Source organism: Mycetocola sp. Y719 (assembly GCF_056713205.1).
Genome location: NZ_JBWYGY010000001.1, coordinates 1164878 through 1179228 on the forward strand (window position 1 = coordinate 1164878; position 14351 = coordinate 1179228).

General features: G+C 66.2%; 12 protein-coding genes. 1 reads left to right on the top strand and 11 read right to left on the bottom strand.

Annotated elements, in window-relative coordinates:
- Window positions 1-213: 213 nt before the first annotated feature.
- A complete protein-coding gene (locus AC1M0F_RS05465) occupies window positions 214-1647 on the bottom strand; it encodes a mannitol dehydrogenase family protein (protein WP_480237174.1) in 1434 nt (477 codons plus the stop codon).
- A complete protein-coding gene (gene uxaC, locus AC1M0F_RS05470; RefSeq protein ID WP_480237175.1) occupies window positions 1644-3056 on the bottom strand; it encodes a glucuronate isomerase in 1413 nt (470 codons plus the stop codon). The genes AC1M0F_RS05465 and uxaC overlap by 4 nt, the downstream gene beginning before the upstream one ends.
- A gap of 164 nt (window positions 3057-3220) precedes the next feature.
- Between uxaC and AC1M0F_RS05475 the strand changes: the two genes are divergently transcribed.
- Entirely contained in the window at window positions 3221-4081 is an 861-nt protein-coding gene (locus tag AC1M0F_RS05475) for a sugar phosphate isomerase/epimerase family protein (protein WP_480237176.1), read from the top strand.
- 32 nt (window positions 4082-4113) lie between these two features.
- Here the strand turns inward: AC1M0F_RS05475 and AC1M0F_RS05480 are convergent, their stop codons facing one another.
- The 9 genes from AC1M0F_RS05480 to AC1M0F_RS05520 all read right to left on the bottom strand — a co-directional run bounded on the left by AC1M0F_RS05480 (window position 4114) and on the right by AC1M0F_RS05520 (window position 14330).
- Complete coding sequence (locus AC1M0F_RS05480; RefSeq protein ID WP_480237177.1) at window positions 4114-5181, bottom strand: LacI family DNA-binding transcriptional regulator; 1068 nt, start codon at window positions 5179-5181, stop codon at window positions 4114-4116.
- A gap of 87 nt (window positions 5182-5268) precedes the next feature.
- Window positions 5269-6132, bottom strand: a complete 864-nt coding sequence (locus AC1M0F_RS05485; protein ID WP_480237366.1) for an ATP-binding cassette domain-containing protein — start codon at window positions 6130-6132, stop codon at window positions 5269-5271.
- Window positions 6132-7958, bottom strand: coding sequence for a dipeptide/oligopeptide/nickel ABC transporter permease/ATP-binding protein (locus tag AC1M0F_RS05490; protein ID WP_480237178.1), 1827 nt, complete (start codon window positions 7956-7958; stop codon window positions 6132-6134). Before AC1M0F_RS05490 ends, AC1M0F_RS05485 begins: the two co-directional genes overlap by 1 nt.
- Window positions 7955-8896, bottom strand: coding sequence for an ABC transporter permease (locus tag AC1M0F_RS05495; RefSeq protein ID WP_480237179.1), 942 nt, complete (start codon window positions 8894-8896; stop codon window positions 7955-7957). The genes AC1M0F_RS05490 and AC1M0F_RS05495 overlap by 4 nt, the downstream gene beginning before the upstream one ends.
- Before the next feature lie 93 nt (window positions 8897-8989).
- Window positions 8990-10525 carry an ABC transporter substrate-binding protein gene (locus AC1M0F_RS05500; protein WP_480237180.1) on the bottom strand — a complete coding sequence of 512 codons (1536 nt, stop codon included), beginning with the start codon at window positions 10523-10525 and terminating at the stop codon, window positions 8990-8992.
- A 268-nt stretch (window positions 10526-10793) separates the two neighbouring features.
- Window positions 10794-11960 (bottom strand): Gfo/Idh/MocA family protein, encoded by a 1167-nt coding sequence (locus tag AC1M0F_RS05505; protein WP_480237181.1) that lies wholly within the window; start codon window positions 11958-11960, stop codon window positions 10794-10796.
- A complete protein-coding gene (locus AC1M0F_RS05510) occupies window positions 11957-13009 on the bottom strand; it encodes a Gfo/Idh/MocA family protein (protein ID WP_480237182.1) in 1053 nt (350 codons plus the stop codon). Before AC1M0F_RS05510 ends, AC1M0F_RS05505 begins: the two co-directional genes overlap by 4 nt.
- Window positions 13006-13482: a Gfo/Idh/MocA family oxidoreductase gene (locus AC1M0F_RS05515; protein WP_480237183.1), complete on the bottom strand. Its 477-nt coding sequence runs from the start codon at window positions 13480-13482 to the stop codon at window positions 13006-13008. Before AC1M0F_RS05515 ends, AC1M0F_RS05510 begins: the two co-directional genes overlap by 4 nt.
- Complete coding sequence (locus tag AC1M0F_RS05520; RefSeq protein WP_480237184.1) at window positions 13479-14330, bottom strand: sugar phosphate isomerase/epimerase family protein; 852 nt, start codon at window positions 14328-14330, stop codon at window positions 13479-13481. The genes AC1M0F_RS05515 and AC1M0F_RS05520 overlap by 4 nt, the downstream gene beginning before the upstream one ends.
- Between the last annotated feature and the right edge of the window lie 21 nt (window positions 14331-14351).

Here is a 14351-nt window from a genome sequence, read left to right on the forward strand (position 1 = left end):
TCCGCTCATGTGTCCCGGCATCCGTTCATCCGTCGCGAATGTCGGGTTCCGGCGCGGACACTCGGCACACGCGCCGGATGAGCCAGCGGCGACGCGCTTCACCCGTTCACGCGTCACAAACGGTCGGAATACGAGTCGCGAACGCGCACTTTGCGTCCAACGAACGACCGGCGGCGTCGCGGCATCCCACCGGGCCCCGCGTCGGGTCGTGCGTCAGACGAGGGTGGGCACGACTTCCGCGGCGATGGCCCGGATGTCGGAGAGGAGGCTCTCGTCCGCGGCGAGCCGGGCGTCGATGAGGCGCAGCAGTGCGGCATCCCGGGCGTCACCCGAGGCCAGAGCGGTCGCGATCGCGGGCGCCTGGGCGTCCGGCAGCTCGGTTCCCGCCGTCACGAGGGCCAGCCACGATCCGATGGCACGGGTGCCGCCGCCGCCGTCACGGCCGGCCGCTCGCTCCGCGAGGAGCACGTCGACGACCCGGACCCTGAGTTTCGTCACGCCCTCCATCCCGATCTGGGCCAGCTGGTGTTCGATGCGCGCGTTTCGAAAGCGTTCGAGAAGCGAGGCTCGATACTCGTCGAGGTCCAGTCCCTCAGGCAACTGCCTGGAGGCCTCGTCCCAGAAGGCGGTGACCCACGCCAGGCAGGTCTCGTCGACGATGGCCGCGGCCACGGTCTGATGACCCCGCAGGCGTCCCGCATAGGCCAGAAGACTGTGGGCGCCGTTGAGGAGCCAGAGCTTGCGGCGCTCGAACGGTTCGATGTCGTCGACGAACCGTGCTCCTGCGCGTTCCCATGCCGGGCGCCCTGCCGGGAAATCGCCTGACAGGACCCAGTCTCGGAACGGTTCCGTGATGACCGGTGCGGTATCGAGCCAGCCGGAGATCCGCGCAGCCTGGTCGATATCAGCCGACGTCGTTCTCGGCGTGATCCTGTCGACAGACGTCGAGACGAACGACACGTTGCCGGTGATCCAGGATGCGGTCGCCGGGTCGACGAGGTTCGCGAGAGCCGTCAGGCCGTTTGCGACGAATGCGCCGTTGTCCGGCATGTTGTCGCAGGGGATGATCGCGAGTGGTCCGCCGCCTGCCAGCCGGCGGGCGTGCAGGCCGAGAACGAGGCGACCCAGCGTCGTCGTCGGCCCGCCGGCGAGCGACGGCGGAGCCTCGTCGCCGAGAGCGGCCGACAGCCAGTCGATATCGGCGCGGACCGCGGCGTCGTCGAGGTTCGGCAGCGCGGCCGAGGTGAGGCGATAGCCCGGCTCTGTGACGGTGGTGGTCACGATGGCGGTGGTCGATGCGGCCAGAAGGTCGACGAACCGGTCGAGATCGGCGCCGTCGATCGCCTCGACGATACTGGGGACGACGGATGCCGAGTCCCCATCGGCCGACCGCTCGATGAGCGTGTAGAGCCCGCCCTGCGGTGCGAGTTCCTGTGCGGCGGTGGCGTTGCGTCCGGTGAAAGCTGCAATACCCCACTCCCCCTCCGGGTCGGCCTGGGCCGTGTACCAGGCCTGGTGCGCGCGGTGGAAGGCGCCGAGCCCGATGTGCACGATCCGGACCGGGGCGACAGATGCCTGTCGCCCCTCACGGGCGGCATACGTCTCACGGGTGAGCGGCTGGGCGGGTGTGCCGGAGGGCGAAGTCACAGTTTGAAGACCTTTCGGGGCAGGGTGTCGACGAGGTCGACGGCGATGCGTTCGGCGGCGGCCTGGTCGACCCGTCCTTCGCGGACGAGCCTGGCGAGGAACACGGAGTCGAGCCGCCTGGCCATGTCGTGCCTGGCAGGAATGGAGAGGAATGCGCGTGTGTCGTCGATGAACCCGGAGCTGCGGTAGAAGCCGGCCGTCTCGGTCACGGCCGACCGGAACCTGAGCACGGAGTCGGGGGCGTCGAGGAACCACCACGGCGCACCGATGAACACGCTGGGGTAGAAGCCGGCCAGGGGCGCGACCTCACGCGAGTAAACGGTTTCGTCGACGCTGAACAGGACCAGGTGGAAGTCCTTCTCGTTGCCGTACTTCTCGAGCAGGGGGCGGATGTTTTCGACGTACGTGGTCGTGACTGGGATGTCGTGGCCGGTGTCAGGTCCGAACGCGGCGAAGGTCTCGCTCGAGTGGTTGCGGTACACACCAGGGTGGACGGTCATCACGAGACCGTCCTCGACGCTCATCCTGGCGCTCTCGAGCAGCATGTGTCCGGTGAACGCACGGCTCTCGTCTGCGTCGAGCGCGCCGGAGAGCGCGCGGTCGAACAACGCAGCGGCATCCGATGGCGACAGGTCGACCGTGTACGGTTCGAGCACGCCGTGGTCGGCTGAGACGGCCCCGTTGTCCACGAAGAAGCGCCGGCGGCCGGCGAGAGCTTCCAGATAACCCGTGTAGCTCGAGAGGGATGTTCCATTCCAGTCGGCGAGCCGGCCCACATTTGCGGCCCATCCTGGCGCAGCGGGGTTGAGGTAGGCATCCGGACGGAACGTGGGCAACACACGACCGGCGAAGGACGGGTCCCCCGCAAGGGCGCGGTGGCCGGCGAGGTCGTCCATCGGGTCGTCGGTCGTGGCCAGCACCTCGATGCCGAAGCGCTCGAAGAGGGCACGCGGCCGGAAAGCCGGGGTGGCCAGCGACGCCTGAATCCTGTCGAAGACGGCATCCGCATTGGTGGAGTCCGGGTGCACGTCGATGCCGAACAACTCGCTGAACGTGCTCTGCAGCCAGTACCCCGAAGCGGTTCCGGCGTAGAGGTGCCAGTGGGCGCTGAAGGTGCGCCACACCTCGCGGGGGGACGCAACAGCCCCACCCGAGGTCCGGTCAGGGATGCCGAGAGCGTCGAGACCGACACCGGACGCGTGCATGAGCCGGGTGACGTAGTGATCGAACCGGATGAACAGTTCGGCCGGATTCGGGAACGGCTCGTCGTCGACGAGGAGCGCTGGGTCCACGTGGCCGTGCGGGGAGATGATAGGCAGGTCTGCGACCCGTTCGTACAGCGCCCTGGCCACGTCACGCGTGGCGGGGTCTGACGGGAACAGTCGGTCCTGGTCGAGTTGCAGCTTCATTGACACTCCTTCATTCAATCTGCACCCTACCGTTTTGTCAACCGGTTGCCAAGTCACTGCCCCTGTGCCACACTGAGGATTATCGAGGGACCCGCCCAGCGGTCCCGGTATCTGTCAACCGGCTTCCACTGGCGGCGGCCGCGAATCCAATGGAGGACTTCACTGTGGCGAAAATCGGCGTTCAGGCCATGATGCTCAAAGACAGCTTCGCGGAGGTCGGTCCGTTCGAGACACTCCGCCGCGTCAGCGACATCGGCTACTCGGCCGTAGAGATCTCGCAGATCCCGATGACAGGCGAGAACGTTGCCGAGCTGGCGAGGGCACGCGATGAACTCGGCATGGACATCGCCTCACTCTCCGCGAACCTCACGATCGCTCCGGGGATGCCGGGGGAATCGCTGACGACGGGGTTCGACAAGATCGTCGCAGACGCGAAAGCACTGGATACGTCGATGGTCCGCATCGGCATGCTCCCGTTCGATGCAATGGGGTCTCTCGACAAGGTGCTCGCCTTCTGCGACGCCACGAATGACGTGGCCGGACGCCTCGCCGGGCACGGGATCAGCCTGTACTACCACAACCACCACATCGAGTTCGCGAAGTACGACGGCAAGCACCTGCTGGACATCATCGCCGACCGGGCCCCGCTCCTCGGCCTCGAGCTCGACGTGCACTGGATCCAGCGCGGAGGTCTCGACCCGGTTTCCACCATTGCGAAGTATGGTGACCGCGTGGCGATGATCCACCTCAAGGACTACCGGATCGGCACGCTGCCCGACTCGGCGTTCACGGCCCTGGCGGCCGGGGACTTCCCCGGCTTCATGACCGCGTTCACCGGCGTCGTCCAGTTCGCCGAGGTCGGCGAGGGAAACCTCGACTTCCGCGGGATCATCGAACAGAGCATCGCAAGCGAGGCGAAGTACCTCCTCGTCGAACAGGACGACCTCTACGGGCGGGACGTGTTCGACTGCCTCACCACGTCGAAGGACAACCTCGTCAGGCTCGGCTACGCCGACCTGTTCTAGGATCGCCGGGAGGTTTCGCCCGGAACGCCCGATCAGCGCCTGGGCGTCCCGGTCGAACCGCGGATGACGAGTTCGGTGACGATGGGCTGCTCGTCGGCATCGGCGGCCACGTCCGCACCGCCGCCGCCGCTGATCATGCTCAGCGCGAGACGCACGGCCCGCTCCCCCGCGAGCGCCAGCGGCGTGCGGATGGTGGTGAGTGCAGGGGTGGTGAAGTCCGAACCGAAGATGTCGTCGAAGCCGATGATGCTCATCCGCCCGGGGACGTCGATCCCCTGCTCGGCAGCCGCGCGAAGAAGGCCGATGGCCATGAGGTCGTTGTACGCCACGACGGCGGTGACGCCTGCGGCAACGACGCGCGACAGCGCGGCGCGACCACCGTCGAGGGTCGGGACGCCTGGCCCGATCTCAACGATCGACATCCCGCGCGCCGGAGCACGATCGAGCAGGCTTGCCCACCTGGTCGCGCTCATCCACGAGGTCGCCGGGCCTGACAGGTAGGCGATGCTGGTGTGACCGAGGGATTCGAGGTGCGCGAGTGCCTCCTCGATGCCCGGCGAGACATCCGGAAGAATGCTCGACACGCCTTCAACGTCGCGGTTGATCAGCACGAGCGGCTTCGATTCGGCCAGCTTCTGGATCTGTTCGTCGTTGAGTCGGGTGGTACCGAGGATCAGGCCGTCGACGGACGGCTGAACACGCTCGGCCGTCGTCGCCTCGCGCTCCCCCGATTCCTGCGACTCGGCGATGACCAGGGTGTATCCCTGCTCGGATGCCGCGTGCTCTGCGCCGCGGACGATGCCGAAGATCATCGGGTTGGTGATGTCGGCCAGGAGCAGCCCGAGGGTGTTCGTCCGGCCGGTCGGCAGGGCGCGGGCCATCGGGTTGAGCCGGTAGTTCAGCTCCTTCGCCGCCTGATGGATCCGCTCCTCGGTCTTGATGTTGATCCGGCCGGGCTGACTGAGCGCCCGTGAGACGGTCGACGGGTTCACCCCGGCGAGCTTCGCGACGTCGTAAATGGTCGGGGCGGACTTGCCGCCGCGCGGGCCACGCTGCCGCACCGGCTGCTGCGGTTCTTCGGCTACGGCGTCACTCGGCATGTCGGTACTCCTCCGGGCGCGATCTCGGCGCCGTCTCGTCCGCCTCTGCGGTCGGGTCTACGGTATCGCACGGATTTGCGACTCGGCCTACGCCGCGACGCCGGCCTGAATGTCCTGTTCACGCTGTTGCGCGAGAAGTCGGAGCCGATTCGCGCGGCGCTCCTCCTGGCGGTCGGGATCAGGGACGGGTGATGCGAGCAGAAGCCGCTGGGTGTACGGATGCTCCGGGGTGACGGTGACGTCTCCTGCATGCCCCTGTTCGACGATCTCACCCCGGTACATCACGGCCACCCGGTGGCTGATGTGGCGCACGACGTCGAGGTCGTGCGACACGAACAGGTACGAAACTCCTGTGTCCCTCTGGATCTGGAGGAAAAGATCGAGCACTCGGGCCTGCGTGGTGAGGTCGAGCGCTGAGACGGGCTCGTCGCAGACGATGAGCTTCGGCGAGAGCGCGAGAGCTCTGGCGATCGCGACGCGCTGGCGCTGCCCGCCGGAGAACTCCCGCGGGAGCCGCTGGGCGGCATCCGACGGCAGTCCGACCTGATCGAGGAGCTCTCCGACGCGTTTGCGGGCCGCCGCCTTACCGATGCCCTGGACACCGAGCGGTTCGGCGAGGATGTCTCCGATCTCAAGGGCGGGGTTGAGCGATGTGTACGGGTCCTGGAACACGACCTGGAGGTCACGACTCAGTTCCTTGCGCTTTTTCCGGCTGGCGTGGCTGATGTCCTGTCCGGCGAAGGTGATCGAGCCGGCGGTGACCGGGGCGAGGCCGAGGACGGCCCTGCCGAGCGTCGTCTTGCCCGACCCGGACTCTCCGACGAGACCGAGCGTTTCGCCCTGCCCGATGGAGATGTTGATGTCGGTCAGTGCGCGGAACGACTTCGCCCGGAAGCCCGAGCCCGGGTATTCCACGTTGAGGCTGTCGATGGTGAGGAGACGGTCGCCCATCATGCACCGTCCTTTCCGGTTGTCGTGAGCATGGACATCGGCGTCTTGCCTTCGAGCATCGAGCCGAGCAGGGTCTGCGTGTACGGATCCTGCGGATTGCGGAGGATGTCACGGACTTCGCCGGACTCGACCACCCGGCCGCTCTTCATCACGACGACACGATCGGCGAGGTCTGCGACGACACCGAAGTTGTGGGTGACGAGGATGACACCGACGCCCAGACGTTTCTGCAGGTCGCGGATCAGGTCGAGCACCTCCGCCTGGACGGTCACGTCAAGCGCCGTGGTCGGCTCGTCCGCGATGATGAGGTCCGGTTCGCAGCTGATCGCTCCGGCGATGAGCACACGCTGCGCCATCCCGCCAGACACCTCGTGTGGATAGGCGTCGAATGTTCGCTGCGGGTTGACGATTCCGACGCTCTCCAGGAGAGCGAGGGCACGCTTCTTCGCTTCGGCTCTGGAGATCCCGAGGACTTTGACCATCGGTCGGACGAGCTGGGACCCGACGGTGTATGCCGGGTCGAGGTTCGACATCGGTTCCTGCGGGATGTACGAGATGCGCTTGCCGCGGAGGTCTCGGAGGCGGTCCTGGTGCACAGTCTCGTCGCCAGGAGCGACCGAGTACTTTCCGTCGAACTGGATGCTGCCTCCGACGATCCGCGCCGTATCCGGGAGCAGGCCGAGGATGGAGAACGCGGTCTGGGACTTGCCGGAGCCCGACTCCCCCACGATCCCGAGGACTTCTCCGCGGTCGAGGGAGAAGGACACGTCGTCCACGACCTTCTTGATCGACCCGTCCGCCTGCGGGTAGCCGACAGCGAGGTGGTTGACCTTGAGCAGATGTTTCTCGGTTCCGGCTTCGACCTTCGCGATGATCTTGCGGAGCTTCCCCGTGCGCGGTGACGGGGTGTCACTGCGCGGCGACGGCGCCGGGACGACCGTTTTCTTCGGCTTCGGGATCTTCTGGCCGTCCTCGAGAGCATCGCGCACGGCGTTCCCGAGGAGGACGAGCGCACCGATCGTGAGGCCGATGGCGAGACCTGGCCAGAGCAGGAGGAGGGGGTTGAGGTAGACGTTGCGGAACCCGTCACTGAGCATGACGCCCCAGGTGGCCTCACTCGGGTCACCGAGACCGAGGAACTCAAGTCCGGACTGGATGGCTATCGCCACTCCGCAGACCATCGCGGTCTGGATGATGATCGGGGCCCGTACGACGCTGAAGATGTGCCTGGTGATGATGCTCACGTCGCTGAGACCCGCCACTCGTGCCGCATCGACATACAACTCGTTGCGGACCGACTGCACCGCCGTCCGTGTGAGCCGGAAGTAGCCGGGACTGATCAGCACGCCGAAGACGATCATGCTCGTCCAGACCGACGGACCGAAGGCGGCTCGGACGGAGAGGAGGACGATGATGCCCGGGAGGCTCATCAGCATGTTCGCGAACCAGCTTGCGACCTGGTCGAATTTGCCGCCGTAGTACCCGGCGATCAGGCCGGTGGGCAATCCGATGGCGATGGCGACGATCGCGCAGAGCAACGCGGACAGCAGGGTGAGTTGTGCTCCGTAAACGAGCCGGCTGAACACGTCCCGGCCGGCGCTGTCGGTACCGAGGAGGTTGTCGCCGCCTGGGGGCGCCAGCGTATTGGTGATGTTCGCGAAGTTCTGGTCGAACGGAGCGATGAGAGGGGCGAAGACGGCCACGAGCACCACGATGCTGAGGACGGAGAGGGCGAGGACACCGAGCGGGTTCCTCAGTATGCGGCGGAAGACGTGGGCACGCACGACCGTGCCCGCCTGGCCGGGGATGTCGACGGGCTGGGTCATGAGACACGCACCTTCGGGTTGAGCCAGCCGTTGATGAGGTCGACGACCAGATTGACGATGATGACGATGACGACCGTGTAGAGCACGACCCCCATCACGAGCGGGATGTCGCCGAGGGTCGTCGCACTGACGGCGAGGGCGCCCATCCCGGGGAGGGCGAAGATCTGCTCGATAATGACGACACCGCCGAGCATGCCGACGAACTGCAGGCTGAGCACGGTGAGTCCGGCGGGAGCCGCACTGCGGAGCACGTGCTTGAACAGGATCTCGCGTTCGGAGATGCCGCGGCTGCGGAGCGTACGAACGTAGTCCTTCTCCAGTTGCTTGATCACGGCACTCCGAATCTGCTGGGCGCCTGAGGTGACGGCATTGATGGTGAGGGCGATGACCGGAAGGGCCATCGAGGCGATCCAGGCATCCGCGCCTGCTCCAGGCGTGATCGTCGAGATGGCGGGGAAGAATCCGAGTTGGATACCCAGGACGGTGACGAGGACGATGGCGAGGACGAACCCGGGGATGGCGTCTCCGATGACGGCGCCGATCTGCACCACCCGGTCGACCCAGCCGCGCTTCACCGCTGCGGCCATGCCGAGGGCAGTGGCGACGATCGCGGTGAGGAGGATGGCGACGACGACGAGGGTGAGGGTGATCGGGAGCCGGTTGGTGAGGGCGTCGGCGACCGTCTCGGCGCTGAACCAGGAGCGGCCGAGATCACCGGTGATCGCGGACCCTGCCCAGCCGAAGAAGCGGACGGGGAGTGGCTGGTCGAGGCCGAGCTCGGCCTCCTTGAGCGCGACGGCCCCCTCCGTCGCCTGGTCCCCGAGGATGTTCCTGGCGATGTTCGAGCTGGAGAAGTACAGAAGCGTGTAGGTCAGGATGCTGATCGCCGCGAGGAGGACGACTCCCGCCGCGAGACGCTTGAGAGTGAAGGTAACCATGCTGCTCCATTGCAAGTTGGTTGAGGTATGCGGGGGTAGGGGCGGATGCCGATGCATCCGCCCCCGCGCCGGGAATCGGCGCGTCGATGGGTGTTAGCTCGCCGGAGCGAAGTTGTAGATGGACGGAACAGCCTGCTGCGTCTGCGGCGTCGAGGTGATCTTCTTGCCGTTGATGTAGAACATCTGGTCGACGCGGAACAAGGGGGCGAACCAGGCGTTTTCGGTGACGTACGTGTTGACGTCCTTCGCGAGTTCGGCCGATTCGTCGCCACCCGTGCGGACGGCGTCGATCATTTCCTGCAGTTCAGGGTCGGTCGAGTCGAATGCGTTGTACAACGCGTCAGTGGAGATCATCTGGTTGATGGCCACCCACGGTTCGCCCTGGAAGAGGAAGAAGAATGCAGCCGGGTACTTGCCAGAAGAGATGTCCGTCACGATGTTGGCCGGAGGAACTGTCACGGACGTGAGCGTGATGCCGACATCTGCGAATTGCTGGGTCAGGATGGCCATCAGGGATTCGAGGCCGACGAAGGACGGGATGGTCAGGTCGAAGCCGTCTTCGTAGCCTGCCTCAGCGAGGAGTTCCTTCGCCTTCTCGGGGTCGTACGGGTAGCTCTCATCGAGTTCATCCACATACGCGCCACTGTCCGGCCCGAAGACCTGGTTGGTGACGGTGCCGTAGCCGAGCTGGAACTGCTCGAGGATGCTCTCGCGGTCCAGAGCGTAGTTGATCGCCTGGCGAACCTTGACGTCGCCCATTGCCGGGTTGAGTGCGCCGTCGCGGTCGAGGAGGAGCAGTCCTGCCCAGTCGACCTGGTTGTCGCTGAGCGTGAGGCCAGCGCCCTCGACCTGCGCTGCGGCGCGGGCGTCCACCAGGGTCGCGTCGACCTGGCCGGAGACGATCGCGTTGGTCCGGGCGGTCGGGTCCGTGAGCACCTTGAAGACGATGCTGTCGAACTTCTGGAGGTCCTTGTTCCAGTAGTCCTCGCGAGCGGTGAAGGTGTACTGGGAGCCGACGACCGAGGCCTTGGCATCCATCACGTATGGGCCTGAACCGACCGGGTCGGCGGCGATCTCATCGGTGCCGAGGGCCTCGGGGCTGCCCATCAGGCCGAGGGCCTGGCTGAGGTAGTACTCGAAAGCGGGGTCAGGTGACGTGAGCGCGATCTCGATCGTGTCCTCGTCGACGACGCTGACGGAGTCGAGGGCCTTGGCCTGCGCGGCCTGACGTCCGTTGGATGCCGTGAAGCCTTCGAGGTTGGCCTTCGCTGCTTCCGGGGTGAAGTCCTCGCCATCGCTGAACGTCACATCGGTCCGAAGGTCGACGGTGAGCTTGGTGAGCGAATCGTCGTACTCCCATTTCGTGGCGAGCATCGGGCTCAGGGTGCCGTCCGGCTCGCGGAGAAGGAGCGAATCGTACGCGGCCTGGTACGGCTGGAGCGCGTGACCCACGTGAGCCTGGCTGGGATCCCACGAGGGAATGTCGACGACGGCGCCGAGTGTGAGAGTTCCACCGCGGGCTGACGTCTTGTCGCCGGCTGGAGTAGAACCACCGGCTCCGCAACCCGAGAGCAGCACTGCTGCCCCGGCTGCGAACGCAGCGACTGTGAGTGAATTACCGAACTTCATTGTTGGCTCCTGTGCATCTTTGCGGGAAGGACCGGATCTTTCTCCGGGTAAAGGGGCGAAGCGGGCCTCGCTGGACTCAGGCTACAAAGAATTGCCCGGTTTGGCAACCGATTGTCAAAATTGCCTCATCGACCGTTACCTGGGTGTGATAACTCCGGTATTTGCCGGAGAATGCAACAAAGCAATCGGTTGCATAATTCTCCAGGACCATGCCGCGGAAACACGAAAGGCCCCGCCGCTTTCGCGCCGGGGCCCTCCTGGAATCCAGTCAGCCGCGGACGGCAAAAGTTCCCTCGTCGACGATCCGCGAGTTCAGCTCCGACAGGAACTCGTCCTCGTCGAAGTCCAGTGAGACCTCCTTGCCCGTCCACGCAGACAGGTGGATGGCGTTAGCAAGTCGCACACCCTTCACGCCGTCCGAGCCTGGGGCGAGCAGCGGTGTGCCGTCCAGGATGTTCGCCGCGAAGTTCTGGAGGACGCCGGAGTGCTGCGTGCCCCAGGCCGAATCGAACTCGATGGTTTCCTGCGTGTACAGCTCGTCGACGTCGAGCTGACCCATGAACAGTTTCATGACGTCGCCCATGTCCATGCTCTCGGAGAGTTCCCGCTCGGGCCGCTTCAGCCGCGTGACCGTTGCGGTCTTGCTGTTCTCGACGACGATCTTGCCCTGGTCGCCGACGATCTCGAACCGGTCCGTCCCCGTGAGCTCATGGGTGGCGGTGATGAAGACGCCTGTCGCGCCGTTGCCGTAGTCGACGAGGGCGGTGACCTCGTCCTCCACGGCGATGTTGCGACGGTAGCCGAAGGCGACCTTCGAGTAGACCGACTTCGGGACGCCGCAGATCCACTGCCACAGGTCGAGCTGGTGGGGTGCCTGGTTGACGAGTACCCCACCGCCCTCGCCGCCCCAGGTCGCGCGCCAGGCACTCTGGTCGTAGTACCCCTGCGGCCGCCACCAGTTGGTGATGATCCAGTTGGACCGCAGGATCGTGCCGATCTCGCCGTTGTCGACGATCTCCTTGAGCCGGATGTAGAGCGGGTTGTTGCGCTGGTTGAACATGATCCCGAAGCTGAGTTCCGGCTTCGATGCCGCGAACGCGTTGAGTTCTGCCACCTGCTTCGTGTAGACGCCAGCAGGCTTCTCGACGAGCGCGTGGATGTCACGCGCCAGGGCGTCGATGCCCATCTGAGGGTGCAGGTAGTGCGGCACACATGTGACGACGGCATCGACCGTTCCGCTCTCGAGGAGTGCGATGTGGTCATCGAAGAACGCAGCATCGGGGTAGGCCTCGGCGGCGACAGCAGCCTTCGCCGGGTCGATATCGGCGATGGCGCCGATCTCCATGTTGGGCACGAGGCCGTCGGCGATGAACGTGGCGTACATCGAGCCCTGGGCGCCGAGCCCGATGATTCCGAGGCGGACTTTTGTCGTCATTGCTGTGGGTTCCGTTCTGAGTTGTCGAGCGTCGGGGAGCCGGGAAATCCGGCCCTGTCGGGGAAGGATTGGTCGTACACGTCCTGGATGATGTCGAACGAGGCGCGGGCTGCTGCCGGCCCGATCCAGAACGGGTTGCCCGTTCCGAAGCCGGCGTAGAAATCCTGGATGAGCAGCTCGTGCGAGACACCCCAGTAGGCTCGCTCACCCTCTGCCGTCTTCCGCTCCGCGACCCTCTCGACGGCTCCGTCCGCGTGCGTGATCGTGAGATCGCCACGGATGTGCAACGTCGCCCGCTCGGTCACGATCTCGATGTCGACGGGGGCGTTCGCCGAGTGGGCGAGTGTGGCGTAGAAGACACTGCGCGCACCGTTGACGTGCCGCAGCGTCATCTCCGCGGTGTCCTCGACCTCGATGACGTCGTCGAGGAATCGGGTACTCGCGTTGCCGCTGACCGATGCAACCGGGCCGACGAGCCACTGGACGAGGTCGAGGGTGTGGATGGCCTGATTCATCAGCAGCCCACCGCCCCCGGTCGACCAGCGCCCACGCCAGGGGCGATCGAGGTAGTAGTCGGCGCTCCGGTGCCACAGCACCGTTGCCGATGCCCCGAGAACGGCGCCGAGATCGCCGGTGGCGAGTGCGGCGCTGGCGGCCTGGACAGGGGCGTTGTACCTGTTCTGGAAGCAGACGGCGAGGCGCGCGCCGCTCGTCTCAGCCGCCAGCTGAAGCCGGTCGGCCTCGTCCCGGGTGTGCGCAAGCGGCTTCTCGAGGATCACGTCGATCCCGCGGTCGAGCGCGGCGACCGCGATGGCGGAGTGGGTGTGGTGCGGGGTGCAGATGTGCACGACGTCGGGCTTCAGCTCGTCGAGCAGTTGCCGGTGGTCGGCGAAGCCGGGAACACCGTTCGCCGTGGATGCCGCCGCGAGTCTCCCCTGATCGGTGTCGCAGACCCCGACCAGGGTGGCCCCAGGCACGGTCGCGATGGCATCGAAGTGCAGAGCTGAGATGTCGCCGCAACCGATCACGGCGGCGCGGATGGTTGTCACGAGCGCGCCCCTGCCTGATCGGCGAGCGGGCCGAATCCGATCCGCCCGATGATGCCCTCGTACTGGCGGAGGTGGTCGGCGAATGCGACGTCATCGGCGCTTCTGCCGTCGGAAGGGCCGGCATCGAACGGGAACCAGGTCGCGGCATCTCCGTCAGAGAGTGCGCGTCCGCCGACGACTGCCGTACCGGCGCGAACGGCGGCCGTCGCGGTGCCCGACGCGTCGTCGGGGACGCTGATGGCCACGATATGGATCGCCGTGGCGTCGAGCGCGGCAGCCAGGTCCGGGAAGAGACGTGGGCGTTCGCCTTCGAAGCGATTCACGACATCGTCGGCAAGGGCCTGTCCCGACTGTTCGTCCGTACCGATCAGGGCGACGAGCCTCAGGTCGGGGTGAGCGACAGCGACCCTGGCGTGCGCGCGGGCGAGCTCACCGGATCCGACGATCGCGACGAGAGCGGGTGACCCACTCATCTGGTCGCCACCCCGATGCCGGAGAGCAGTACGTCGAGGGCCCTGGCGGCCTCGCCGAAAGCGGCGGGACCGGAGAAGCCGCCAAGCGCGTGGGCCTCGTCGAGATGCGGCTCGAGTGAGGCGAAACCGGTGTACCCGTCGTCGCGCAACGCCGTGAGCGTCTGGAGCACCTGCCCGTCACCCTGCCCGGCCGGAACGACCGTGCCGGTCGAGGCGACGGCATCCTTCACCTGCAGGTAGTCGAGGTAGGGGCGGAGCATCGCGAAGCCGTCGTCGTGCGGTGCGGCGACACCGACCTGGACGAAGTTGGCACTGTCCCAGGCCAGGCGGAGCGCAGGGGAACCCACTGACTCCACGAGGTCGAGCACGCGCTCGGGGGTGTCACCGTAGATGTCCTTCTCGTTCTCGTGGAGGAGGACGACGCCCTCGTGCTCCGCCTCGTCGGCGAGCAGTCGCATCCGGAGCATCACGTCGTCGCGGGTCGACTCGACGGAGACGCCGTCACCTCGGAAGAACGAGAAGATGCGGATGTTCGGGGTCTCGAGTGCGTGGGCGACACGGATGATGCGGCGCAGGCGCTGGACTTCGAGGTCCGGGTCGAGTGAGATGTCCACTTTGCCGATCGGCGACGCCACCGCGGACACGCCCATGTCCTCCTTCGCCAGGAAGCCGGCGAGGGTCGAGAGCTGGTCGTCGGAGAGGTCTACGACATTCGTGGTCCAGGCGCTTCGCACTTCGATGTGGGAAGCGCCGAGGGCCTTGAGCACGGCGACCTGGACGGCAGGGTCGGGATCGATCTCGTCGCCGAAGCCGGACAGGGTCCAGGTCACCGGATTGGACTGGGTCATGAAAGGAAAACCACCTTTGCG

Coding starts and splice junctions, on each gene's coding strand:
- AC1M0F_RS05505 (WP_480237181.1), bottom strand. CDS start 11,960: ATGACGACAAAAGTCCGCCTCGGAATCATCGGGCTCGGCGCCCAGGGC.
- AC1M0F_RS05495 (WP_480237179.1), bottom strand. CDS start 8,896: ATGGTTACCTTCACTCTCAAGCGTCTCGCGGCGGGAGTCGTCCTCCTC.
- uxaC (WP_480237175.1), bottom strand. CDS start 3,056: ATGAAGCTGCAACTCGACCAGGACCGACTGTTCCCGTCAGACCCCGCC.
- AC1M0F_RS05515 (WP_480237183.1), bottom strand. CDS start 13,482: ATGAGTGGGTCACCCGCTCTCGTCGCGATCGTCGGATCCGGTGAGCTC.
- AC1M0F_RS05485 (WP_480237366.1), bottom strand. CDS start 6,132: ATGGGCGACCGTCTCCTCACCATCGACAGCCTCAACGTGGAATACCCG.
- AC1M0F_RS05490 (WP_480237178.1), bottom strand. CDS start 7,958: ATGACCCAGCCCGTCGACATCCCCGGCCAGGCGGGCACGGTCGTGCGT.
- AC1M0F_RS05520 (WP_480237184.1), bottom strand. CDS start 14,330: ATGACCCAGTCCAATCCGGTGACCTGGACCCTGTCCGGCTTCGGCGAC.
- AC1M0F_RS05480 (WP_480237177.1), bottom strand. CDS start 5,181: ATGCCGAGTGACGCCGTAGCCGAAGAACCGCAGCAGCCGGTGCGGCAG.
- AC1M0F_RS05500 (WP_480237180.1), bottom strand. CDS start 10,525: ATGAAGTTCGGTAATTCACTCACAGTCGCTGCGTTCGCAGCCGGGGCA.